Origin of the sequence: Serratia sp. MMO-28, assembly GCF_037199905.1 — a bacterium.
GTDB classification, from domain to species: Bacteria; Pseudomonadota; Gammaproteobacteria; order Enterobacterales; family Enterobacteriaceae; genus Chania; species Chania oryzae.
In genome coordinates this window covers 15,213-39,970 of record NZ_JBBCVB010000008.1, presented here as the reverse complement: position 1 = coordinate 39,970, position 24,758 = coordinate 15,213, and the positions used below count along the sequence as shown (strand labels likewise).

Genomic DNA, 24,758 nt, shown 5'->3' with positions numbered 1-24,758 from the left:
GTTATCAGTAAACAATCACTAACTTACCCTGCATATGGCCTTCCAGCAGCTTGGCGTGTGCGGCGGCCAGCGTTTCCACCGTCAGGCCATGCAGCGTTTCGCTCAGCGTGGTCTTCAGTTGCCCGGCATCCAGCAACTGCGCCATTTGCTTGAGGATCTCCCCTTGCTCGGCAATATCCGGCGTGGTGAACATGCTGCGGGTGAACATGAATTCCCAATGCAGCGCAGCGCTTTTCAGCTTCAGCGCGTTCTGATCCAGCGGCTGGGTGTTTTCCACGATGGTGCAGATATCGCCCAGCGGGGCGATCAGCTCGCTGATGGCAGGCCAGTGGCCGTCGGTATCATTCAGGCACAGGATATAATCGACGTGCTTAATGCCTTCTTTGGCCAGATTGGCTTGCAGATCGCGGTAATCCACCACCAGTTCGGCACCGCGCTCGCGGCACCAGGCGGCAGATTCGGGGCGTGAAGCGGTGGCAATCACTTTCACCTTGCTGCGTTGCGCTGCCAGCGGGATCGCCAGGGAACCCACGCCACCGGCTCCGCCGATGATCAGCAGGGTTTTACCCGCTGCGGCATCCTGGATCTTCAGATGTTCAAACAGCGCTTCCCAGGCGGTGAGCGCGGTCAGCGGCATGGCGGCGGCCTCGGCCCAGTTCAGCGTGCGCGGTTTATGCGCGGTAATGCGTGAGTCGATCAGTTGCTGGGTGCTGTTGCTGCCTGGGCGGGTGATATCCCCGGCGTACCACACTTCGTCACCCGGTTTGAAACCCGTCACGCTGCTGCCGACCGCCAGCACCACGCCGCTGGCATCCCAGCCAAGAATACGTGGCTGCTGCAGGCCATTCTTCTGTAAGTTGGCATGAACCTTGGTATCCACCGGGTTGACGGAAACGGCTTTCACCTCCACCAGCAGATCGTACTGGCCCGGCGTGGGTTGCTCTGGGGCGATCTCAATAAAGCGGGTAGGGTTTTGCGGATCGACGGCAATGGCTTTGATTGACATGGCGCTGCTCCTTTGAATATACCCTTCATACTTCAAGTTGCATGTGCGTTGGCTTTCCTCGCTCACCCCAGGAACGATCTTGAGTAAGCTCCTGGGGATTATGAGCCTCAAAGAGGCTCACCCTGCGGGCCAGCGCAAGCGCTGTTCAAATCGGTCAAAGACCGATTTGTCACTGCGTCGCCGCCTTCCTGCAACTCGAATTATTTTGGGTATAGGTATTTACTCTAAGGGATAAGAAAAAGCCCGCAGAATGCGGGCTGAATCGGATTACTTGGTGACTCTTTTGTACTTGATGCGGCGTGGTTCCAACGCTTCGGCACCCAAAGTGCGCTTTTTGTACTCTTCGTATTCGGTAAAGTTACCTTCGAAGAATTCAATTTTGCCTTCATCCTGATAATCCAGAATATGGGTGGCAATACGGTCAAGGAACCAACGGTCGTGCGAGATCACCATCGCGCAGCCTGGGAATTCCAACAGGGCGTTTTCCAGCGCGCGCAGGGTTTCGATATCCAGGTCGTTGGTCGGTTCATCGAGCAGCAGCACGTTGCCGCCAACCTGCAGCAGCTTGGCCAGATGCAGACGCCCGCGTTCACCACCGGACAGCTCACCCACGCGTTTACCTTGATCGACGCCCTTAAAGTTAAAGCGGCCGACGTAGGCGCGGCTTGGCATTTCGGTGTTGCCGATGCGCATGATGTCCTGACCGCCGGAGACTTCTTCCCACACGGTTTTAGCGTTATCCATGCTGTCGCGGAACTGATCGACCGAGGCCAGCTTGACGGTATCACCCAGCGTGATGCTGCCGGAATCAGGCTGTTCCTGACCGGACATCATGCGGAACAGCGTCGATTTACCGGCACCGTTCGGGCCGATAATGCCGACGATCGCGCCTTTAGGTACCGAGAAGGAGAGATCGTCGATCAACACGCGATCGCCATAAGATTTGCGCAGATTGCTGACTTCCACCACTTTATCGCCCAGGCGTGCACCCGGTGGGATAAACAGCTCGTTGGTTTCGTTACGTTTCTGGTATTCGGTGCTGTTCAGCTCTTCAAAGCGTGCCAGGCGGGCTTTACCCTTGGATTGACGCCCTTTGGTGCCCTGACGCACCCACTCCAGCTCTTTCTCGATCGACTTACGGCGAGCGGCTTCGGAAGAGGCTTCCTGCGCTAAGCGAGCGTCTTTCTGCTCCAGCCAGGAAGAGTAGTTGCCTTCCCACGGAATGCCCTCGCCACGGTCCAGCTCGAGGATCCAACCCGCAACGTTATCCAGGAAGTAACGGTCGTGGGTGATCGCCACTACGGTGCCTTCGAAGTCGTGCAGGAAGCGCTCCAGCCAGGCCACGGATTCTGCATCCAGGTGGTTGGTCGGTTCGTCCAGCAGCAGCATGTCCGGCTTTTCCAGCAGCAGGCGGCACAGCGCAACGCGGCGGCGCTCACCACCGGAAAGGTTGGCGATTTTGGCGTCCCACTCCGGCAGGCGCAGCGCATCGGCGGCGCGCTCAAGCTGGGCGTTGAGGTTGTGGCCATCGTGCGCCTGAATGATCTCTTCCAGGCGGCCTTGCTCTGCGGCCAGCTTGTCGAAATCAGCCCCTTCTTCAGCGTACAGTGCGTACACTTCGTCAAGGCGTTTCAGGGCACCCACCACTTCTGCCAACGCTTCTTCTACCGACTCGCGTACGGTGTGTTCCAGGTTGAGCTGCGGTTCCTGTGGCAGGTAGCCAATCTTGATACCCGGTTGTGGGCGAGCTTCCCCTTCGATATCGGTATCGATGCCGGCCATAATGCGCAGCAGGGTGGATTTACCGGCGCCGTTCAGGCCCAGTACGCCAATTTTGGCCCCAGGGAAGAAACTCAGGGAGATGTTTTTCAGAATATGACGCTTCGGCGGAACCACTTTGCCGACGCGATGCATGGTATAGACGTATTGAGCCACGTTGCTCCGAGCCTCTCTATCAGTTTTTATAGGATGTCTGGCGGCACGAGTGTAGCCCGTTTCAGCAACAGATCCCAGACCTCCCACGACGATCGCTGAGTATACCCGTTAATGTGCGCGGAAGGGGAATTTGCCGCCGATAAAGAAAAACGCCCGGCAGGGAAGCCGGGCGCTGGATAAAAATTGGCGCACAGCTTACGCCGTTTTTTTGCGGTTTGCCTTGATGCGCACGATAACCCACTTCTCGGCTTCCACAATCAGGAACAGCGCGACCGCAATCAGCAGCGTGATGCCCCAGTAGAACAGCGGCAGCGGTTCGGTGCCGAACAGCGAGTTCATGAATGGCAGGTAAATGATGGCCATCTGTAACAGCAGCAGCACGCCGCTCACCAGCCACAGGCCTTTGTTCATAAACACCTGACGATTCAGCGGGAAGCGATCGGCCGTGCGGCAGTTGAACATATAAACCCACTGCGCGGTGACCAGGGTTTGCAGCAGCACGGTACGAATAAATTCGCTGCTGTAACCGCGCGGTGCCATCCAGGCTTCCAGAATGAAGGCGCTGATGGCGATCAGAATGCCAACAAAGCCGATGCGCCAGATGGCGTGCAGATCCAGCACGTGGCTGCCCGGTACGCGCGGCTTACGGTGCATCAACCCTTTCTCCGCAGGCTCATACGCCAGGCCGAACGACAGGGTGGTTGACGTAGCCATGTTCATCCACAGGATCTGGATCGGGGTTAACGGCAGTATCGCCCCTGCCAGAATGGCGATGATGATCAACAGGCCCTGCGCCAGGTTGGTGGGGAGCACGAACAGGATGGTTTTCTTCAGGTTGTCATATACCCGGCGGCCTTCTTTCACCGCGCTGGCGATGGTGGCAAAGTTATCGTCGGTCAATACCATATCTGCGGCTTCTTTAGTGACCTCGGTGCCTTTGATCCCCATGGCGATACCGACATCGGCCTGTTTCAGCGCTGGCGCATCGTTAACGCCATCGCCGGTCATGCCGACCACTTCCCCCTTGTTCTGCAAGGCTTTTACCAGACGCAGCTTATGTTCCGGGCTGGTGCGGGCAAAGATATCGTAATGCACGGCGGCTTCTGCCAGCGCTTTATCATCCATATGTTCCAGCTGGTTGCCGGTGATGGAGTCCTGGCTGTTACCGATACCGAGCATGGCGCCGATGGCCATAGCGGTTGTCTGGTGATCGCCGGTGATCATCTTCACGCGGATACCGGCCTGCTGGCATTCGGCGATGGCGGCGATCGCTTCAGGGCGTGGTGGATCCATCACCCCGGCGATGCCGATAAACACCATCTGCTGGCGGATATCGTCATGATCCAGCTCGACTTCTTCGTCAGGTGTGGTTTTGCTGGCGGCAGCCACCATGCGCAAGCCTTGTTCGGCAAAGCGCGACATCTCTTTTTCCCAGTAGTCGCGGCGGAACGGTTTGATGCCGGACTCGGTCAATTCCAATTCGCACAGCGAGAACAGCACGTCAGGGGCGCCGGTGAGAAACACCTGATTTTTGCCTGCTACCTGGCTGCGTACTGCCATGTATTTGTAGCTGGAGTCGAACGGGATCTTCGCCAACTGACGGGTTTCGCCGATCGCCAGTTCGGCTTTCATTGCCAACACTTTCAGCGCACCTTCCGTCGGGCTGCCGGTGATGATCCAGCGGCCGCTGTCATCCTGCTTCACCTGGCTGTCGTTACACAGGGTGATGGCGGTAATGAACTGCGCCAGCGTGGGGATGTCCTGCACCCGCGCCTGTTTGTTGCTATCGGCGAAGAAAATACCGCCGGTGGGTTGATAACTTTCACCTTCTACGCGGAAGGCATGATCGGCCATGATGACGTTTTTCGCCGTCATTTCGTTCATGGTCAGGGTGCCGGTTTTATCCGAGCAGATCACCGTCATCGAACCGAGGGTTTCTACCGTTGGCAGTTTGCGGATGATCGCGCGGTTGCGCGCCATCGCCTGCACGCCCAGCGACAGGATGATCGAGATGATAGCGGGCAGCCCCTCAGGCACCGAGGCCACCGCCAGGCTGATCAAGGCCAACAGTAATTCACCGATCGGCATATCGCGCAGCGTCAAGGCAAACAGGCCCAACAGCACCATCATCACCAGGATCAGGATAAAGATCCCTTTGCCCAGACGGTCCATCTGTTGCAGCAGCGGTGTGCGCTGGGTTTCAACGGTAGAGATCATCTCGCTGATGTGGCCGAGCTCGGTATGACCACCGGTGGCGATCACCACGCCTTTGGCATTCCCGGCGCTGATGGTGGTGCCAGAGAACAGCAGGTTGGTGCGATCGCCAATCATCGCTTCTTCAGCAATGGCATCGGTTTGCTTGGAGACAACGGTCGATTCGCCGGTCAGGATCGCCTCTTCAACCTGCAGGTTGTGCGATTCCAACATCCGCAGATCGGCAGGGATTTTATCGCCAGGGCGCAGCAACACGATATCGCCGGGCACCAGGTCTTCGGCATTCACCGTATGGTTAATCCCGTCACGTACTACGATCGCCTGGCTGGAAAGCATATTCCGAATGCCTTTCAGCGATTTCTCTGCGCTGTTTTCCTGGATAAAGCCGATCAGCGCGTTGATGACGGCCACGCCAAGGATCACTACGGTATCGATCCAGTGACCCATCACCGCCTTAAGAAAGGCCGCGGCCAGCAGGATATAGATTAGCACATCTTTGAAATGGGCAATAAAGCGCATGATGGCGCTTTTCCCGGCCTTTTCAGGCAGCGCATTCGGGCCGAATTTTGCCAGGCGTGCGGCGGCTTCTTGTTCACTCAAGCCTTCGGGCTGGCTGTCTAAATGCTGCAGAGTTTCTTTGATATCATACTGATACCAGGCTTTCTCCGGCGTAATGGGAGCATGAGGCTCATGGGGGGTATGTGTTGGCATTTAACGCCTCTCCTAAAAGTAAATTGAATCTGTATTCCCACTGGTGTCGGCGGCCCTTTTGCCGGGTTGATGTCCATGGTTTTGCTGTCATACAGGCGTGAATGTGAGTAATTTTCAATAACCCTGTGGGTAAGTCATTGGCCGCATGATAGTAAGTAATCGCTAGCTTAGGATTTTGATCTGGAATAATAAAATAAAATTAATAACCATTGTTTCATTATGCATGTGAATGTTTCTGTTTTTACGTCTGTTTGCTGTCATTTTGTGTAGAGGAAAACAAGGTGCCAGCAAAGAAAACTATAGAACATCCCGGATATTGTGTGATGAAAAAAGTGTAGATAATCATGTGAGTTATCAAGACCTCAATTCGAAACCAGGTTGCCGTACAATGAAATACACTGTGACAGTAAACTTCTTATAATCTAATGAATGGATATACGTTTCTGCTGTCTATGATAAGTATCAAGTGCTGCTGAACGTGGTGCATAGGCTTCTTGGCAAGACAACCCAGTGAGGAAAGAGTAAGTATGGACAAATGGCGGCTTCTGGCAGTAGGCCTGTGCCTCACAGCATTTTCTGGTGCAGCATTGGCAGATTCTTTGGATGCCCAGCGTCAGCGTTACCTGCAAATCAAGCAGGCTTGGGACAGCAATCAGCAGGACGTAATGCAGCAACTGCTGCCGACGCTGCAGGATTATCCGCTGTACCCGTATCTGGAATACCGCCAGTTAACGCAGGATCTCAGCACCGTCAGCGTGGCGCAGATAAGCCAATTTCTCCAGAAGAACCCAACGCTGCCGCCAGCCCAATCGCTCTCCTCCCGTTTTGTCAATGAACTGGCACGCCGTGAAGACTGGCGCACGTTGCTGGCGTTCAGCCCGCAGGCCCCTAAGCCCGTTGCCGCGCGTTGTAATTACTATTACGCCAAATGGGCGACCGGCGATCAGCAGGCCGCCTGGAGCGGGGCAGACGAGGTCTGGCTGAGCGGCAAAACCCTGCCGGGTTCCTGCGACAAGCTGTTTGCTGTGTGGCAGGCGGCTGGCAAGCAGACGCCGCTGAACACGCTGGCGCGCATGAAACTGGCGTTGGCCGAGGGTAACAGCAGCCTGGTGAACTACCTGTATCGCCAGTTGCCTGCCAGCTATCAGACCATGGGTGATGCCTTGGTACGCCTGCAAAACGACCCGGCCACTGTAGAGTCGTTTGCCCGCAGCGTTGGCCCGACCGATTTTACCCGTTCTGCTACCAGCATCGTTTTCGCCCGTTTGGCGCGCCAGGATGCGGAACGTGCCCGTGCGATGATCCCGACCCTTGCCCGTCTGCAGAAAATGAGCGACAGCGAGAAGCTGGAACTGGAAGAGGCGGTGGCCTGGCGGTTGATGGGTAGCGATGCCACTTTTGAGCAGACTCAATGGCGCGATCGGGTGATCTTGCGCAGTCAGTCCCCTGCGTTGCTGGAACGCCGGGTGCGTATGGCGCTGGGGGCTGGCGATCGTGCAGGGTTGAAAACCTGGTTGGCGCGTTTGCCGGAAGAATCCCGCAATAAAGACGAATGGCGTTACTGGCGCGCCAGTGAATTGATCGATGAAGGTAAACGCAGCGAAGGGGAGCAGATACTGCGTAGCCTGATGAATGAACGCGGTTTTTATCCGATGGTGGCGGCCCAAAAGCTGAATGTACCCTATCCGATAAAGGTGCTCGCTGCCACCAAGCCCAGCGCTGCGCTGGTGAATGGCCCGGAAATTGCCCGCGTGCGTGAGCTGATGTACTGGAATATGGACAACCTGGCGCGCAGCGAATGGAGTTCGTTTGTGGCCAGCCGCAGCCAGCCGGAGCAGGAAGCCTTGGCTCGTTATGCTTTCGATCAGAAATGGGCCGATCTGAGCGTGCAGGCAACCATCGTCGCCAAGCTGTGGGATCATCTGGAGGAGCGCTTCCCGATGGCCTGGTCGCAGGAGTTCCATCGCGCCACCGAGGATAAAGGCATTACGCCGAGTTATGCCATGGCCATTGCCCGCCAGGAAAGCGCCTGGAACCCGAAAGCCCAGTCGCCAGTCGGCGCCACTGGGCTGATGCAGGTGATGCCGCGTACCGCCCAGCATACGGTGGAGATGTACAGCATCCCGGGCTACTCCAGCCCAAGCCAATTGTTTGATCCCAAAACCAACATCAACATTGGCACCAGCTATCTCGAATCGGTCTACCAGCAATTTGGCCGTAACCGTATTCTGTCTTCGGCTGCCTATAACGCTGGCCCATCGCGGGTGAATACCTGGCTGGGGAATAGCGATGGCCGCGTTGACGCGGTGGCGTTTGTAGAAAGTATTCCTTTCTCGGAAACCCGTTCTTACGTGAAGAACGTTTTGGCTTATGACGCGTTTTATCGCCACTTCATGCATCGCCCGGCGAAGGTGCTGACCGATGCGGAATGGCAGCGGCGCTATTGAGATTAAAGGTACAGCTCTACTGGCCTGAATTTTGCGGGCCAGTAGGGATATGGTATGCTGCTGTACTAGTTAAATAGTATGGTGGCTGCCATGACGCAATTATCACTTAACGATCCCGCTATTTCAGAGGCCGGCAACGACGATTGGCTGCGCTTTGTGGCACTGCTGCAAAGTTCGTTTACCCAAGACCTGCACCAACAATTGATGCAACTGCTGTTGACGCCGGACGAACGGACCGCACTCGGGACGCGCGTGCGGATTATTCAGGAATTGATGCGTGGCGAAATGAGCCAGCGTGAGCTGAAGAATGAACTGGGTGCAGGGATTGCCACCATTACCCGTGGGTCGAACAGCCTGAAAGCCGCATCCCCGGCGTTGAAGCAGTGGCTGGAGCAGCAGTTGCTGGGCGATGCGCAGTAGCATCACCCCAGCGGATTATTGAGGCGGCGTATTGTTAGCGTAGCTGCGGTAAATCGGGTTGTGAAACGGCACCAGGGCCAGCAGCAGAGCCTGGTGGTAAACGCTGGTGCGGCTCAGCCTGCCATCGGTAAAAATGCCGATCGCGCCCCCTTGACGTTTCACCTCGGTATTGCCCGTCAGCTCCGCCATTTCACTCCCCAGTTCGCGGCCAGCGCGAATTCCCTGTAAAATAGTTTCTGGCAGCATCAGGCTGGCAGAGCGCGATTCACCCCGGGTTTGCGGGTTTTCTATCGTCATCCAGGCGAAGGTCATGTTCTCTTCGATCCCGGCCTCGACGCCAACCCAAAAGTCGGCCTCTGGCCGCACCTGCCGTGCTTCCATCACCCGCTGCCGCGCACCGGTACGCGTTTCGACATTGCCTATTGGTTGCATCGAGACGCCGCTGGCGACGTCTACCGATTCAATACGGCACTGGTCCTCGCCAAAGGTATCGGCAAAGGCCAATTGAATAGCCTTGATCTTTGCCGGGTTGGTAGTTGCAGCAATAACATGGTACATAACGGGTTTAATATCCTTCTGTCACAACACGCCAGGCGTTGGTGTCAGTGGCCGCCGGGCGCAGATAAACTCAAGTTTCACGCAGTATAACGGAAAACAAACATGTTACAGGTATACCTTGTTCGCCACGGCGAAACGGAATGGAACGCGGCCCGTCGTATTCAAGGCCAGTCCGATAGCCCGTTAACCGCTAAAGGCGAATATCAGGCACAACAGGTTGCCAAGCGCATGCGTTTTGAAGGCATTACGCACGTGATTACCAGCGATCTGGGCCGCACCCGTCGCACCGCACAAATTATTGCAGAGGCGTGTGGTTGTGACGTGATTAACGACGCGCGGCTGCGTGAACTGCACATGGGCGTTCTGGAGGAACGCTTTATCGACAGCCTGACACTGCAGGAAGAGCAGTGGCGCAAACAGATGGTTGATGGTACTGCCGACGCCCGTATCCCTCAAGGCGAATCCATGGTGGAGTTGGGTGAACGCGTGCGCGCTGCGCTGGAAAACTGCCTGACGTTGCCGCAGGGCAGCAAGCCGCTGATCGTCAGCCACGGTATTGCCCTGGGTTGCCTGATTAGCACGGTGCTGGGGCTGCCAGCCTATGCGGAGCGCCGCCTGCGCCTGCGTAACTGTTCGCTGTCGCGGGTTGACTATCAGCAAAGCCAGTGGCTGGCTTCCGGCTGGATCGTGGAAACTGCGGGCGATGTCTCGCATCTGGACATGCCCGCGTTAGACGAACTGCAGCGTTAACGCCGGATCGGGATCAGGTAATCGCACCTGATCTCGGTGGGTGCCTGAGGTGGCCTGCGGTCACCTTGCGGATAAAAACGCTCGATGTCATGCCCTTTGCGGCGCGTCAGTTCGAGCGCCGGCAGGCAGGTGCCATACAGCATCAGGATAAAATCTTGCAGGCCTGAGCTCGGCCCTTGATAGCAGAACATGGCGTACTCACCGCCTGGCAGTACTACCGGCTGGCCTTCCTGAACGTTGGCTGGCACGTGATGCGGTTCCAGCGCGGTGGTGTAGAGCACCTCCTGCTCGTCGTCCCGCTCCTGGCTTGGCCGTGAATGGTGCAGGCCGTACAGCACTGGGGGCAGGGTTTTTGCCTCTCCCAAATATTGCCGCCAGAATTGTGCACGCAGCTCGTTGCGGAAGTTGGATATCTGTTCCAAAGTACAGGAATAGCTCTGCGTCAGGCCAATCAGGTGCTGCTCTTGCAGGGTGACAAACTCCGGCTGCGGCAGTGTAAAGGCCCCTAAGCGTATCGGTGGGCAGATGCCGGATGCGCTCCAGTCTTCGGCACGGCGATACAAGGCGGGTGTTTGGGTAAACTGCTTTTTGAACGCGCGGGTGAAGGTTTGCTGCGAGTCGAAGCGGTATTGTAAGGCAATATCCAGAATCGGGCGGCTGGTTAAGCGTAACGCGACTGCGGCTTTGGATAATCTCCTGGCTCGAATGTAAGCGCCAATGGCGTTACCGGTGATATCTTTGAACATCCGTTGCAGATGCCATTTAGAGTAGCCCGCTTTTGCTGCCACGTTGTCCAATGACAAAGGTTGGTCCAAATGGCTTTCCAGCCAGCTAAGCAGATCACGAATGATACCGGCTTGATCCATAGATCTTCCTCGTAGAGCTGTAGGGTCGGAACCCGAACGATTTCATTAATCACGCTGGTACCAGATGCTAACTGACTTATCCATCAATCAGTTGCATGACACACCATGCCCCCTCTCAATGCGCCGGGCAACAACCGGGGGAGGCACACATTAACAAACATGAAGAAATGACGATGTCCGCATAATAGCAATTTTTTTCTTCCGCGACTCCCAAAGATTTTTCCCTCGCGCTGTGCTAAAAATGGCAGCTCGGGTCGAGGAAATCCCTGTTCTGTGATCTAAAACATATGCATTCTTAATTACCGCCCCGTTTTCCTTTAGGCTGTTTTCTTGGAGTTAAGTGAATGAAAAAAGGATGGATATTTTTGTTTGGCCTCGTTTGTGCAACGATCAGCGGTGCGCAGGCGGAGCTGGTTGGCTCAGTGGATACGGTATTTAAACTGTTTGGTCCAGACCATAAAATTGTGGTTGAAGCGTTCGACGATCCGGATGTTAAAAATGTAACCTGTTATATCAGCCGGGCAAAAACCGGCGGGCTGAAAGGCGGGCTCGGGCTGGCGGAAGATACCTCGGATGCGGCGATTTCTTGCCAGCAGGTTGGGCCTATCGTGCTGAATGACAAGATTAAAAATGGCAAGTCAGAAGGCACCGTGGTGTTCCAGAAGCGGACGTCGCTGGTGTTCAAAAAGCTGCAGGTAGTGCGTTTTTATGATGCCAAACGTAATGCGCTGGTCTATCTGACCTATTCAGACAAAGTGATTGACGGTTCACCGAAGAATGCCTTGAGCGCGGTGCCGATCATCCCTTGGGGTGAAGCCAAATAAAACAAAAGGGGGTCAGCATGATGCTGGCCCCCTAGGTAAAGCGTTGCGGAAGTTATTCTTCCAGATCGCCGCAGAAGCGGTAACCTTCACCATGAATGGTGGCAATGATTTCCGGCGTATCCGGCGTGGATTCGAAGTGCTTACGAATGCGGCGGATCGTGACGTCGACGGTGCGATCGTGCGGTTTCAACTCGCGCCCGGTCATTTTCTTCAGCAATTCACCGCGGGACTGGATCTTGCCCGGGTTCTCACAGAAGTGCAGCATGGCGCGGAATTCGCTGCGCGGCAGTTTGTATTGCTCGCCTGCCGGGCTGATCAGAGAACGGCTGTTGATGTCCAGTTCCCAACCATTGAATTTGTAGCTTTCAACCAGCTTGCGCTCTTCGCCGACGCTACCCAGATTCATGGTGCGTGACAGCAGGTTGCGCGCACGGATAGTCAGTTCGCGCGGATTGAAGGGTTTAGTGATGTAATCATCGGCACCAATTTCCAGGCCAAGGATTTTATCCACTTCGTTATCACGGCCTGTCAGGAACATCAACGCCACGCTGGCTTGCTCACGCAGTTCGCGTGCCAGCAGTAAACCGTTTTTGCCCGGCAGGTTGATATCCATGATAACCAGGTTGATATCATTTTCAGACAGGATGTTGTGCATTTCTGCACCGTCATTGGCTTCATGAACAATGTAGCCTTCCGCCTCGAAAATGCTCTTCAGGGTGTTACGAGTGACTAACTCGTCTTCGACAATCAGAATGTACGGGGTCTGCATATTTGCTACCTAAAATTGCCAACAAAATAGAAAATAGGAAGTACAGAAGTCTTTGTATTCTTCGTTGAGGGCAGAGATACCGCTCACGTTCCCTCTAATGACCAAACGACTAAAGTACGTAAACTCGTTCTTGATGCACTTTCCATCAATGTCAACAAGATCGCTAGCTTGGAGGAGACGCTATTACCAGCATCCCCAAATGATGCCAAAACGGCGCATATCCTAACCCTGTTAACAGCAATATAACAGCGCGTACCGAATTCATCACCCAACAAAACTACGCTTTGTTGACATATATCAAATTCAATTCTAGCACGTTAACAGATTTGTGAAAAACACTTACAGAAATGCAAGCTTAAGCCATAGATTAACAAATTCTGTGAACGATTCAGCATTGCCCGGTGCGATGCGTTACAATCGCGGATTAACTTACGAAGTGAAATTATTAATTACATGATAAATAAATAAATTAATTGTAGCCTTGTAGATATTAAGCTTTCATTTGATTTATGTGGCCAAAGTGCTGTTTATCCCTATTATTGGAGGTGCTTGGTTATGTTAATCATTTGTAAATATAATCAGGCTACCCCCAACAGTCAAAGAACTATTTTTACTTTTTGCTGGAGTAATGATGCAGTTTCATATCGTGTTAGTGGCTCCGGCGCGGCCGGAAAATGTGGGTGCAGCCGCGCGGGCGATGAAAACCATGGGTTTCAGCTCGTTGCGCATTGTCGACAGCGAGGCTCATCTGCAGCCTGCTGCGCGTTGGGTGGCACATGGCGCGGGTGACATTCTGGATGCGGTACAGACGTTCCCTTCCTTGCAACAGGCGCTGGCCGATGTGGATTTTACCGTGGCCACCACCGCCCGCAGCCGCGCTCGTTTTCATTATTACTGCACGCCGCAGCAACTGACCGGGCAATTGATAGAGCGCCAACAGTGGGTGCAGCAGGCGGCGTTGGTATTTGGCCGCGAAGATTCTGGCCTGACCAATGAAGAGCTGGAACTGGCGGACTTGCTGACCGGCGTGCCGATGATTGCTGACTACCCTTCGCTTAATCTTGGTCAGGCGGTGATGGTGTATTGCTATCAGCTTGCGCAATTGATGCAGATCAGCCCACCGCTGGAACCTGCCGCCGATGCTGGACAATTGAAGGCGTTGCGTCAGCGCACCGATCGGCTGCTGAACACTCTGGAGGTTAGCGATGACCAAAAGTTGCGCGATTGGCTCCACCAGCGGCTGGGGGTTTTGCAACAGCGCGATCTCGTGATGTTGCATACGCTGCTGCATGACATCGAAAAAAAATTGATGAAGTGATGTTAAGGTTATTTTTTGATAATCTAGTTTAATTCACTGTGAATTAGGCTTTTTATTGATTTTTTATTCTGCAATTTTGGTTTTAGTCTGTCTCATTGCGCAGAGTCTGGGTTGGGTGTTAAATGAGCAAGTTGAAGAAATAATTTGACTTGGGAAAGTGATTGCTTTAACCAATAGAGGGGACAGGATTCTAATGAGACAGACAGACCAAATGCGAACCATCAGCCTGAACACCACAATTATTACCACCACCGATACCACAGGTAACGGGGCGGGCTGACGCGCACAGGAAAGAGAAGAAAAAAGCCCGCACCTAACCAGTGCGGGCTTTTTTTTCGTCATAAATTCAGGAGATAAACAGAAATGCGAGTACTGAAATTTGGTGGGACCTCGGTAGCAAACGCGGAACGCTTTCTGCGCGTTGCCGATATCGTGGAGAATAACGCGCGTCAAGGGCAGGTAGCCACGGTATTGTCCGCACCCGCCAAGATCACCAATCACTTGGTGGCGATGATAGAAAAAACGGTAGCCGGGCAGGATATTCAGCCCACGATGAGCGATGCCGAGCGCATTTTTGCCGAGCTGCTGAGCGGTTTGGCCAAGGCATTACCGGGCTTTGAGTACGATCGCCTGAAAGCGCTGGTCGATCAGGAATTCGCACAGCTGAAACAGGTGCTGCACGGCGTGGCGCTGCTCGGGCAGTGCCCGGATAGCGTGAATGCTGCCATCATCTGCCGTGGCGAAAAGCTTTCCATCGCTATGATGGAGGGGGTATTCAAAGCCAGAGGGTATCCGGTCACCGTGATTAACCCGGTGGAAAAACTGCTCGCACAAGGCCACTATCTGGAATCTACCGTCGATATCGCCGAATCCACAAAGCGCATTGCCGCCGCCGCCATTCCAGCGGATCACATCGTGCTGATGGCCGGTTTTACCGCCGGTAACGACAAGGGCGAACTGGTGGTACTGGGGCGTAATGGCTCTGATTATTCTGCCGCCGTGCTGGCCGCTTGCCTGCGCGCCGACTGTTGTGAGATCTGGACCGATGTCGACGGCGTTTATACCTGCGATCCGCGTACGGTGCCTGACGCCAGATTGCTGAAGTCGATGTCGTATCAGGAAGCGATGGAGCTTTCTTACTTCGGCGCCAAAGTGCTTCACCCGCGTACCATCACTCCGATTGCCCAGTTCCAAATTCCCTGCCTGATTAAAAACACCGCCAATCCACAAGCTCCCGGCACCCTGATCGGTGGTCAAAGCGTGGACGACGAGATGCCGGTGAAGGGCATCACCAACCTGAACAATATGGCGATGATCAACGTTTCCGGCCCAGGCATGAAAGGGATGGTGGGCATGGCGGCGCGAGTGTTTGCCGTGATGTCGCGGGCGCGGATCTCCGTGGTGCTGATTACGCAATCCTCTTCTGAATACAGCATCAGCTTCTGTGTGCCACAGAGCGAGCTGCAGCGTGCGCGCCGTGCCTTGGAAGAAGAGTTCTATCTGGAACTGAAAGACGGCGTGCTGGAACCGCTGGACGTGATGGAACGCCTGGCGATCATCTCGGTGGTGGGTGACGGTATGCGCACCTTGCGCGGTATCTCTGCGCGCTTCTTCTCGGCACTGGCGCGCGCCAACATCAACATCGTCGCCATCGCCCAGGGCTCTTCTGAGCGTTCTATTTCTGTTGTGGTTGATAATGATTCGGCGACAACCGGCGTGCGCGTCAGCCACCAGATGCTGTTTAACACCGATCAGGTGATTGAAGTGTTTGTGATTGGCGTGGGCGGCGTGGGCGGGGCGTTGATCGAACAGATTTATCGCCAGCAACCCTGGCTGAAGCAAAAACATATCGATCTGCGTGTTTGTGGCATCGCCAACTCGCGCGCCATGCTGACCAACGTGCACGGTATTGCGCTGGAAAGCTGGCGCGATGAGCTGGGCAGTGCGCAGGAGCCGTTCAACCTTGGCCGCCTGATCCGCTTGGTGAAGGAGTACCACCTGCTGAACCCGGTGATCGTCGACTGTACTTCCAGCCAGGCGGTGGCCGATCAGTATGCAGATTTCCTCGCCGATGGTTTCCACGTGGTGACGCCAAACAAGAAGGCTAACACCTCGTCAATGAACTATTACCAGCGCTTGCGCAGCGCGGCTGCGGGTTCACGCCGCAAGTTCCTGTACGATACCAACGTGGGTGCAGGCCTGCCGGTGATCGAAAACCTGCAGAATCTGCTTAACGCCGGTGATGAACTGACGCGATTCTCCGGTATCCTGTCTGGTTCACTGTCGTTTATCTTTGGCAAGTTGGATGAAGGCATGTCGCTGTCGGCCGCCACCCTGAAGGCCAAGGCGAATGGTTACACCGAGCCCGATCCGCGTGACGATCTCTCCGGTATGGATGTGGCACGTAAGCTGCTGATTCTGGCACGTGAAGCGGGTTATGCGCTTGAGCTGAGCGATATTGAGGTTGAGTCGGTGCTGCCTGCGTCCTTTGACGCGTCGGGGGACGTAGAGAGCTTCCTGGCTCGTCTGCCTGAGCTGGACGCCGAATTCGGCCGTCGCGTGGCCGCTGCCGCTGAGCAAGGCAAGGTATTGCGCTACGTGGGGGCGATCGAGGAGGGCCGTTGCCAGGTGCGTATTGATGCGGTAGATGACAACGATCCGTTGTATAAAGTGAAGAACGGTGAGAACGCCCTGGCCTTCTACAGCCGTTATTATCAACCATTGCCGCTGGTGCTGCGTGGTTATGGCGCGGGTAATGATGTGACGGCGGCGGGGGTATTTGCCGATCTGTTGCGCACACTGTCATGGAAGTTGGGAGTTTAATATGGTTAAGGTGTATGCACCGGCCTCAATTGGCAACGTCAGCGTCGGGTTCGACGTGCTGGGGGCGGCGGTTTCCCCTATCGACGGTTCATTGCTGGGCGACTGCGTCAGCGTAGAAGCGGCTTCCCGCTTCAGCCTGGAAAATGCCGGGCGCTTTGTCAGCAAGCTGCCAGCGGCCCCGCAAGAGAACATCGTCTACCAGTGCTGGGAGCGTTTCTGCCAGGAAATCGGCCGCGTGGTTCCGGTGGCGATGCGGCTGGAGAAGAATATGCCGATCGGTTCAGGGCTGGGTTCCAGCGCCTGTTCGGTAGTGGCGGGCCTGATGGCGATGAACGAGTTTTGCCAGCGCCCGTTGAATAACATGCAACTGCTGGCGCTGATGGGCGAGTTGGAAGGGCGCATTTCCGGCAGCGTGCATTACGACAACGTTGCCCCGTGCTATCTCGGCGGCTTACAACTGATGCTGGAAGAAGAGGGCAATATCTGCCAGGAAGTACCCTGCTTCAAGGAGTGGCTGTGGGTGATGGCTTACCCCGGTATCAAAGTCTCCACCGCAGAGGCGCGTGCCATTCTGCCTGCGCAGTATCGCCGTCAGGACTGCATCAGCCATGGTCGCTATCTGGCGGGCTTTATTCACGCGTGCCACACGCAGCAGCCGCGCTTGGCCGCCAAGCTGATGCAGGATGTGATTGCCGAACCTTATCGCACTCGCCTGCTGCCGGGCTTTGCCGAAGCGCGCAAAGCCTCGCAGGAACTCGGTGCGCTGGCCTGCGGCATTTCCGGTTCCGGCCCGACGCTGTTTGCGATCTGTGACGACGGCGCGACTGCACAACGCATGGCCGATTGGCTGGCTAATCACTATCTGCAAAACGATGAAGGTTTTGTTCATATTTGCCGCTTGGATACCACCGGCGCACGACTATTGGGATAACGCATGAAACTGTACAACCTTAAAGACCATAATGAACAGGTCAGCTTCGCACAGGCGATCAAACAGGGGTTGGGTAAGCAGCAGGGGCTGTTTTTCCCGCTGGAATTGCCCGAGTTTGAACTGGGCGAGATCGACCACCTGCTGGAGATGGATTTTGTCACTCGCAGCACTAAAATCCTGTCAGCCTTTATCGGCGATGAGATCGCTGAAGCAGCGCTGTATCAGCGTGTCAAAGCCGCCTTTGCCTTCCCGGCACCGGTCGCACCGGTTGAGAGCGATGTGGCTTGTCTGGAGCTGTTCCATGGCCCAACGCTGGCGTTTAAAGACTTCGGTGGCCGTTTTATGGCACAGATGCTGGCGGAAGTGGCAGGCGATCAGCCGGTCACTATCCTGACCGCCACCTCTGGCGATACCGGTGCCGCCGTGGCTCATGCCTTCTACGGGCTGAAAAACGTGCGGGTGGTGATCCTGTATCCACAGGGCAAGATCAGCCCGCTGCAGGAAAAACTGTTCTGTACCCTGGGGGGGAATATTCACACCGTGGCGATCGATGGCGACTTCGATGCCTGCCAGGCGTTGGTCAAACAGGCGTTTGACGACCAGGAACTGAAAGATGCTGTACATCTGAACTCGGCTAACTCGATCAACATCAGCCGCCTGTTGGCGCAGATCTGTTACTACTTCGAAGCGGTGGCACAACTGCCGCAGGAAGCCCGCAACCAACTGGTGATTTCCGTGCCGAGCGGCAACTTTGGCGATCTGACCGCCGGGCTGTTGGCGAAGTCTTTAGGGCTGCCGGTGAAGCGCTTTATTGCCGCCACCAATGCCAACGATACCGTGCCGCGTTTCCTGAGCAACGGTGAATGGCAGCCGCATGCAACTGTGGCGACGCTGTCCAATGCCATGGACGTCAGCCAGCCTAACAACTGGCCACGGGTGGAAGAGCTGTTCCGCCGCAAAATCTGGCAGCTTAAAGAGTTGGGCCACGCAGCGGTGAGCGATGAAACCACCAAAGACACCATGAAAGCGCTGGCGGCGTTGGGCTACCTTTCCGAACCGCACGCGGCGATCGCCTACCGCGCGCTGCGCGATCAACTGAAAGAAGGGGAATTCGGCCTGTTCCTGGGCACTGCACATCCTGCCAAGTTCAAAGAGAGTGTTGAAGCGATCCTGGATCAGGAATTGCCGTTGCCAGAGGCACTGGCAGCGCGTGCCAATCTGCCGCTGCTGTCGCATCACATGTCGGCTGATTTTGCCAAGCTGCGTCAATTCCTGATGGACTTACCGGCCTGATGGAGGGGGCGCTCAGCGCCCCTTGAGCTACCGATGAGCCGCTTGCTGACAGGCGGCTTTATTGTTCCGGGCGTTTGAACACCAGTTCGTTACCCGCCGATGCTGCTTCATCAAAGGCATAGCCTTCCAGATCGAAATCAACCAGTTGCTCGCTTTTGGTCAAGCGGTTTTTGATGATAAAGCGGCTCATCAGCCCACGCGCTTTTTTGGCATAGAAACTGATCACCTTATACTTGCCGTTCTTCTCATCAAGGAATACCGGCTTGATCAATGAACCCTGCAGCTTGGCCGGTTGTACCGATTTGAAATATTCGTCAGAAGCCAGGTTGACGATCACGTCATCACCTTGCTGCTTGAGCGCTTCGTTCAGTTTCTTGGTGATCCGATCGCCCCAGAAGCTGTACAGGTCCTTGCCTTTCGGGTTTTCCAACTTAATGCCCATTTCCAGGCGGTAAGGCATCATTAGATCCAACGGGCGCAGCACGCCGTACAAGCCGGAAAGCATCCGCAGATGCTGTTGTGCAAAGTCGAAATCGTCTTCGCTGAAATCCTGTGCCTGCAGCCCGGTGTACACATCGCCTTTAAACGCCAGCAAAGCCTGGCGGGCATTCTCCGGGGTGAACGCCGGCTGCCACTCACTGAAACGAGCGGCATTCAGGCCGGCAAGCTTATCGCTGATGCTCATCAGGCTGGCAATTTGTGCGGGCGTCAGTTTACGACAGAGAGTGATCAGCGCCTTCGATTTGTCCAGCAGCTCGGGTTGCGTAAAACGTTCGGTCGCCAGTGGGCTTGCGTAGTCGAGGGTCTTGGCAGGTGAAATAATAACGAGCATGGCCACATCCTGTTTATCAAAGAACAGATACTGTAACAAAAAGCGCGGCAGAAGGGATAAATGGCTGTAATAGGGCGCACCTGGCGCACGCCCTGAATGGTTATTACGGCTTTTTGCGTTCCCAGATGCCAGGCTCAAGCTGGGCCTGCAACTCAGGGTAATGGATGGCGTCGAAGGTCGGCAACTTGCCGATCGAGCGCTGCTGGTTGTAATCCCGGGTCAGTTTGAAAGCCACGCCAGACAGCAACAGAATTGCTGTCAGATTGGTGATGGCCATCAGCGCCATAGAGATATCGGCCAGGCGCCACACCACCGGCAATTCAGCCAGCGAACCGAACATCACCATGCCCAACGACACGCAACGGAAAATCAGCAATCCGGCCGGATGATTATGCTCGAGAAAAATCAGATTGCTTTCGGCATAGGCGTAATTGGCGATGATAGAGGTAAAGGCAAAGAAGAAAATGGCCACCGCCACAAAAGGAGAACCCCAGTCGCCGACAGCGCTGCTCAGTGCCCGCTGGGTCAGATCAATACCGCTGATATGGCCCTGAGGATGGTCCAGCACGCCGGAAGACAGAATAATGGCGGCCGTTGCGCTGCAAATCACGATGGTATCGATAAAGACACCGAGCATTTGCACATAACCCTGTGAAGCCGGATGCGGCGGATACGGGGTAGCGGAAGCGGCCGCGTTAGGGGCTGAGCCCATACCGGCTTCGTTGGAGAATAACCCCCGTTGCACCCCCTGGGTCATCGCCTGGGAAATGCCATAACCGACGGCGCCTGCCGCCGCTTCCTGCAGGCCGAAGGCGCTTTTAACGATCAGCGCCAGGATCGCTGGCATGTGCTCAATGTTCTGAGCGATGATCCATAACGCCAGCAGCAGATAAACGGCCGCCATCAGCGGAACCACCTTTTCGGCCACGCGGGCGATGGAACGAATACCGCCGAAGATCACCACGCCACTCAGCATAACCAGTGCCATTCCCACGTAGATGGGATTGAAATTAAAGGCAACGGCGCTGGCCTGCGCAATGGAGTTGGCCTGCACGGCATTGAATACTAAACCAAAGGCGATAATCAGGAAAATGGAGAACAGCACACCCATCCACCGCATCCCCAGCCCCTTTTCCATATAGTAGGCAGGGCCGCCACGGTAGTTGCCGTTATCGTCTTTGGTTTTGTATAACTGGGCCAGGGTACTTTCAATGAAAGAGGTCGCCATGCCGATAAAGGCCACCACCCACATCCAGAAGATGGCTCCTGGGCCGCCGGCGGTGAGGGCGATTGCGACGCCTGTCAGGTTGCCGGTGCCGACACGGGCGGCCAGCGACGTGCAGAGTGCCTGAAAAGAGGAGATACCGGCGCTGTCACTCTTGGTGCTGTTCTTCAACACGGAAAACATGTGGCTGAAGTGGCGGAGCTGAATGAAGCGGGTACGCAAAGTGAAATAGATGCCGACGCCCAGCAGCAGATAGATGAGCACCGATCTCCACAGGATATTGCTGATAAAGTTGATGAGATCTGTCACAGATCACTCCTTGTTAAGCTCTACAGCGCATTGCGCTCCCTTTACTCAAAGTGAAAAGGTGCCTTGCTAATCTTTACAATCAGTTAGCTGAAATCGCCTTGGTATTACGGGGTGAGAATTTGCTTGGATTGTAGACATAAATATATCGTTCGGCGCGAATTTAACATAATTTATAGCTGCGAGTGTACGGTAATGTCGCGCTATTTCATCGTAAATTCCGAAGATTTTTGATGTAAACGGTTGCCTGCGCAAGGATGAAACATCCGCCGCTGAGCGCTGATTTTCCAGCCTTGCGCCGGGCCTTGCGCATGTTATTATCAGGACGAGGCATGGTTGAACGATGCCAAAAGTTCATGCACAAACGATGAGATAATGCCAACATGACCGATAAATTAACTTCCCTACGCCAGTTCACTACGGTGGTTGCGGATACAGGTGATATCGCTGCGATGAAGCTGTATCAACCGCAAGATGCCACCACCAACCCTTCGCTGATCCTCAATGCAGCCCAAATTCCTGAATACCGTAAACTGATTGATGAAGCTATCGCCTGGGCGCGCGAGCAGAGCAGCGATCGTCAGCAGCAGGTTGCCGATGCGGCAGACAAACTGGCGGTCAACATTGGTCTGGAGATCCTGAAACTGGTTCCGGGCCGTATCTCCACCGAAGTGGATGCGCGCCTGTCTTATGATACCGAAGCCAGCGTTGCCAAAGCTAAACGCCTGATCAAACTTTATAATGAAGCGGGTATCGGCAATGAGCGTATCCTTATCAAGCTGGCGTCTACCTGGCAGGGCATCCGTGCGGCGGAACGCCTGGAAAAAGAAGGCATCAACTGTAACCTGACTCTGCTGTTCTCCTTCGCCCAGGCACGTGCCTGCGCTGAAGCCGGTGTTTATCTGATTTCTCCGTTTGTTGGCCGTATCCTTGATTGGTACAAAGCCAATGGCGACAAGAAAGAGTTTGCCCCGCATGAAGATCCAGGCGTGGTTTCCGTGACTGAAATTTATCAGTACTACAAGCAGCACGGCTATGAAACGGTTGTGATGGGGGCAAGTTTCCGCAACATCGGTGAAATCATCGAGTTGGCTGGTTGCGATCGCCTGACCATCGCACCTTCGCTGTTGAAAGAACTGGCTGAGAGCGAAGGGGCGTTGGAGCGTAAACTGTCCTATACCGGTGAGGTGAAGGCCCGTCCTGCACCGCTGACTGAGCCCGAGTTCTACTGGCAGCACAACCAGGATCCCATGGCGGTTGAGAAACTGACCGACGGTATCCGCAAGTTTGCGGTAGACCAGGGCAAGCTGGAAAAAATGATCGCCGATCTGCTGTAATTACTGGCAATCTGCATGGAAAAGGTGGCTTAGGCCGCCTTTTTTATATCCGTTTTCCCCGGCAACGGGCCAACACCCTATACTTTCGGGATGAGTAGCAGGATGGGGGATACCCCACCCGCAGTACTTTAGCAACAGAGGTTAAGCATGGACACATTACGTATTGGTTTGGTTTCTATTTCCGATCGCGCTTCCGGCGGCGTTTATCAGGATAAAGGGATCCCGGCCCTGGAAGCTTGGCTGAGCCGTGCGTTGGCAACGCCTTTCGAACTGGAAACCCGGCTGATCCCCGATGAACAGATGCTGATTGAGCATACATTGTGCGAACTGGTCGATGAAATGGGCTGCCACCTGGTGCTGACCACCGGCGGCACTGGCCCGGCGCGCCGTGATGTGACCCCCGATGCCACCTTGGAGATCGCCGATCGTGTGATGCCCGGTTTCGGGGAGCAGATGCGGCAAATCAGCTTGCACTACGTGCCAACGGCGATTCTTTCGCGCCAGGTTGGCGTGATCCGCAAGCAGGCCCTAATCATCAATCTGCCAGGGCAGCCAAAATCGATCCAGGAAACGCTGGAAGGGGTGAAAGACGATCAGGGCAAAGTGCTGGTGCATGGGATTTTCGCCAGCGTGCCTTACTGCATCCAACTGCTCGAGGGGCCGTACGTGGAGACTCATGAGGCCGTAGTTGCCGCATTTCGCCCTAAAAACGCGCGCCGCGAGACAAATAGCTAAGCGTCAACCGCCTGCTAAATCGCGTTCAACGGATTTGGTGTGAAAATAGTTTGCCGTTATAGTAAGGATTCGTTTACAAAAAGCGGCGTGCTTTTTTTTATTCTTGTTTCCTCTGACGGTATCTTATGCGCCACGACAATAATCGCCGGTTGAACCGGCAAGACTACAAAACTCTGACCCTGGCGGCCCTGGGCGGTGCGTTAGAGTTCTATGATTTCATCATTTTTGTTTTCTTCGCTGCGGTAATGGGCGAACTTTTCTTCCCGGCAGATATGCCGGAATGGCTACGCCAGGTACAAACTTTTGGCATCTTTGCGGCGGGTTATCTGGCTCGTCCGCTGGGCGGCATCATCATGGCGCACTTTGGCGATCTGGTTGGCCGTAAAAAGATGTTCACCCTGAGTATTCTGTTGATGGCATTACCGACGTTGGCGATGGGGATGTTGCCAACCTATGCCAGTATCGGTATTGCGGCACCGCTGTTACTGCTGTTGATGCGCGTGCTGCAAGGTGCGGCGATTGGCGGTGAAGTGCCAGGGGCCTGGGTGTTTGTGGCCGAACACGTGCCGCGCAAGCGCATTGGTTTTGCCTGCGGCACGCTTACTGCCGGGCTGACCGCCGGTATCCTGCTGGGCTCAGTGGTGGCAACCGTGATTAATACCACGCTCAGCCAACAGGCGATCCTCAACGGCGGCTGGCGTATTCCGTTCTTCCTCGGCGGTATTTTTGGTCTGTTCGCCATGTATCTGCGCCGCTGGCTGCAGGAAACGCCGATCTTTATCGAGATGCAGGAACGTAAGGCGCTGGCGGAAGAGCTGCCGCTGAAATCGGTGATAGTGAATCACAAAAAAGAAGTGGTGGTCTCGATGCTGATGACCTGGCTGCTGTCGGCCGGGATTGTGGTAGTGATCCTGATGACACCAACCTATCTGCAGAAACAGTTCGGCATTGCCCCGGCGCTGTCGCTGCAGGCCAACAGCATTGCGATCGTGATGCTGACTATTGGCTGTATTACCTCAGGCCTGGCGGCCGATCGCTTTGGTGCCAGTAAAACCTTTATCGTTGGCAGTCTGCTGCTGGCCGCCTGCAGTTGGCTGTTCTACCAGACGATAGGAACCCACCCGGAAATGCTGTTTGCGACCTATGCGTTGGTGGGTTTCAGCGTCGGGATCGTGGGGGCGGTGCCTTACGTGCTGGTGCGGGCCTTCCCGGCAGAGGTGCGGTTTAGCGGGATCTCATTCTCTTACAATGTGGCTTACGCCATCTTTGGTGGGTTAACCCCGATCTTTGTCACCTTAATCATGAAGTTAACGCCGTTAGCCCCGGCTTACTATGTGCTGGCGCTGTCGATGATCGGCTTGCTGTTGGGGATCTACCTGCGTCGCGATCTCAACAGTGAGAGCAACCTGTAGCGCTCCGCTTCCTGAGAAGCCAAAAAAAGCCCTGTCGTTGCTGCAA

The 24,758-nt window shown here is 55.2% G+C and carries 20 protein-coding genes, 1 pseudogene and 1 other annotated feature; of the genes and pseudogenes, 13 read left to right on the top strand and 8 right to left on the bottom strand.

The features are described from left to right. Positions 1-4: 4 nt before the first annotated feature. From WG891_RS08960 to WG891_RS08950, 3 genes are all read right to left on the bottom strand, one after another. Positions 5-1,006 carry a zinc-binding alcohol dehydrogenase family protein gene (locus WG891_RS08960; protein WP_337262475.1) on the bottom strand — a complete coding sequence of 334 codons (1,002 nt, stop codon included), beginning with the start codon at positions 1,004-1,006 and terminating at the stop codon, positions 5-7. Between the two features lie 267 nt (positions 1,007-1,273). Beyond that, positions 1,274-2,941, bottom strand: a complete 1,668-nt coding sequence (ettA, locus tag WG891_RS08955; protein ID WP_076942607.1) for an energy-dependent translational throttle protein EttA — start codon at positions 2,939-2,941, stop codon at positions 1,274-1,276. Between the two features lie 195 nt (positions 2,942-3,136). Beyond that, complete coding sequence (locus tag WG891_RS08950; protein ID WP_337262474.1) at positions 3,137-5,866, bottom strand: cation-transporting P-type ATPase; 2,730 nt, start codon at positions 5,864-5,866, stop codon at positions 3,137-3,139. Between the two features lie 527 nt (positions 5,867-6,393). Between WG891_RS08950 and sltY the strand changes: the two genes are divergently transcribed. Both sltY and trpR read left to right on the top strand, forming a co-directional pair. Further along, positions 6,394-8,313, top strand: a complete 1,920-nt coding sequence (gene sltY, locus WG891_RS08945) for a murein transglycosylase (RefSeq protein ID WP_337262473.1) — start codon at positions 6,394-6,396, stop codon at positions 8,311-8,313. A gap of 90 nt (positions 8,314-8,403) precedes the next feature. Then, complete coding sequence (trpR, locus tag WG891_RS08940) at positions 8,404-8,733, top strand: trp operon repressor (protein WP_337262472.1); 330 nt, start codon at positions 8,404-8,406, stop codon at positions 8,731-8,733. Positions 8,734-8,748: 15 nt separating this feature from the next. Here trpR and yjjX read toward each other — a convergent pair whose 3' ends face one another. Beyond that, on the bottom strand, positions 8,749-9,291 hold the full coding sequence (yjjX, locus tag WG891_RS08935; RefSeq protein WP_337262471.1) for an inosine/xanthosine triphosphatase: 543 nt from the start codon (positions 9,289-9,291) through the stop codon (positions 8,749-8,751). Between the two features lie 102 nt (positions 9,292-9,393). On the opposite strand from yjjX, the gene gpmB reads away from it, so the two are divergent. Beyond that, positions 9,394-10,041 carry a 2,3-diphosphoglycerate-dependent phosphoglycerate mutase GpmB gene (gene gpmB / locus WG891_RS08930; protein WP_337262470.1) on the top strand — a complete coding sequence of 216 codons (648 nt, stop codon included), beginning with the start codon at positions 9,394-9,396 and terminating at the stop codon, positions 10,039-10,041. Here gpmB and robA read toward each other — a convergent pair. Further along, positions 10,038-10,907: an MDR efflux pump AcrAB transcriptional activator RobA gene (gene robA, locus WG891_RS08925; RefSeq protein ID WP_337262469.1), complete on the bottom strand. Its 870-nt coding sequence runs from the start codon at positions 10,905-10,907 to the stop codon at positions 10,038-10,040. The two genes, gpmB and robA, sit on opposite strands and share 4 nt — an antisense overlap. Positions 10,908-11,251: 344 nt before the next feature. On the opposite strand from robA, the gene creA reads away from it, so the two are divergent. Next, complete coding sequence (creA, locus tag WG891_RS08920; protein ID WP_337262468.1) at positions 11,252-11,731, top strand: protein CreA; 480 nt, start codon at positions 11,252-11,254, stop codon at positions 11,729-11,731. 52 nt (positions 11,732-11,783) lie between these two features. Here the strand turns inward: creA and arcA are convergent, their stop codons facing one another. Next, positions 11,784-12,500 carry a two-component system response regulator ArcA gene (gene arcA, locus WG891_RS08915; RefSeq protein ID WP_337262467.1) on the bottom strand — a complete coding sequence of 239 codons (717 nt, stop codon included), beginning with the start codon at positions 12,498-12,500 and terminating at the stop codon, positions 11,784-11,786. Positions 12,501-12,608: 108 nt separating this feature from the next. On the opposite strand from arcA, the pseudogene WG891_RS08910 reads away from it, so the two are divergent. From WG891_RS08910 to thrC, 6 genes and pseudogenes are all read left to right on the top strand, one after another. Then, positions 12,609-12,746: pseudogene (locus WG891_RS08910) on the top strand (hypothetical protein); the annotation flags it as partial. Between the two features lie 385 nt (positions 12,747-13,131). After that, positions 13,132-13,818 carry a tRNA/rRNA methyltransferase gene (locus WG891_RS08905; protein WP_337262466.1) on the top strand — a complete coding sequence of 229 codons (687 nt, stop codon included), beginning with the start codon at positions 13,132-13,134 and terminating at the stop codon, positions 13,816-13,818. A 193-nt stretch (positions 13,819-14,011) separates the two neighbouring features. Next, positions 14,012-14,098, top strand: coding sequence for a thr operon leader peptide (thrL, locus tag WG891_RS08900; protein ID WP_076942597.1), 87 nt, complete (start codon positions 14,012-14,014; stop codon positions 14,096-14,098). Beyond that, positions 14,037-14,155, top strand: a sequence feature (Thr leader region). (Overlaps the previous gene by 62 nt.) Positions 14,156-14,181: 26 nt before the next feature. Next, positions 14,182-16,641 carry a bifunctional aspartate kinase/homoserine dehydrogenase I gene (gene thrA / locus WG891_RS08895; RefSeq protein ID WP_337262465.1) on the top strand — a complete coding sequence of 820 codons (2,460 nt, stop codon included), beginning with the start codon at positions 14,182-14,184 and terminating at the stop codon, positions 16,639-16,641. Position 16,642: 1 nt separating this feature from the next. Further along, the gene (gene thrB / locus WG891_RS08890; protein ID WP_337262464.1) at positions 16,643-17,572 is read left to right on the top strand and encodes a homoserine kinase; all 930 of its coding nucleotides are present in this window, start codon (positions 16,643-16,645) and stop codon (positions 17,570-17,572) included. A gap of 3 nt (positions 17,573-17,575) precedes the next feature. Next, positions 17,576-18,865, top strand: coding sequence for a threonine synthase (thrC, locus tag WG891_RS08885; RefSeq protein ID WP_337262463.1), 1,290 nt, complete (start codon positions 17,576-17,578; stop codon positions 18,863-18,865). Positions 18,866-18,923: 58 nt separating this feature from the next. On the opposite strand, the gene yaaA is transcribed toward thrC, so the two are convergent. Both yaaA and WG891_RS08875 read right to left on the bottom strand, forming a co-directional pair. Further along, entirely contained in the window at positions 18,924-19,697 is a 774-nt protein-coding gene (gene yaaA, locus WG891_RS08880; protein ID WP_337262462.1) for a peroxide stress protein YaaA, read from the bottom strand. Between the two features lie 103 nt (positions 19,698-19,800). Further along, on the bottom strand, positions 19,801-21,231 hold the full coding sequence (locus tag WG891_RS08875) for an alanine/glycine:cation symporter family protein (RefSeq protein ID WP_337262461.1): 1,431 nt from the start codon (positions 21,229-21,231) through the stop codon (positions 19,801-19,803). Positions 21,232-21,611: 380 nt separating this feature from the next. On the opposite strand from WG891_RS08875, the gene tal reads away from it, so the two are divergent. The 3 genes from tal (at position 21,612) to WG891_RS08860 (ending at position 24,712) form a co-directional block, all read left to right on the top strand. Further along, on the top strand, positions 21,612-22,565 hold the full coding sequence (tal, locus tag WG891_RS08870; RefSeq protein WP_337262460.1) for a transaldolase: 954 nt from the start codon (positions 21,612-21,614) through the stop codon (positions 22,563-22,565). 147 nt (positions 22,566-22,712) lie between these two features. Then, entirely contained in the window at positions 22,713-23,300 is a 588-nt protein-coding gene (mog, locus tag WG891_RS08865) for a molybdopterin adenylyltransferase (protein WP_337262459.1), read from the top strand. A 125-nt stretch (positions 23,301-23,425) separates the two neighbouring features. Continuing rightward, the gene (locus tag WG891_RS08860; RefSeq protein WP_337262458.1) at positions 23,426-24,712 is read left to right on the top strand and encodes an MFS transporter; all 1,287 of its coding nucleotides are present in this window, start codon (positions 23,426-23,428) and stop codon (positions 24,710-24,712) included. Positions 24,713-24,758: the final 46 nt, after the last annotated feature.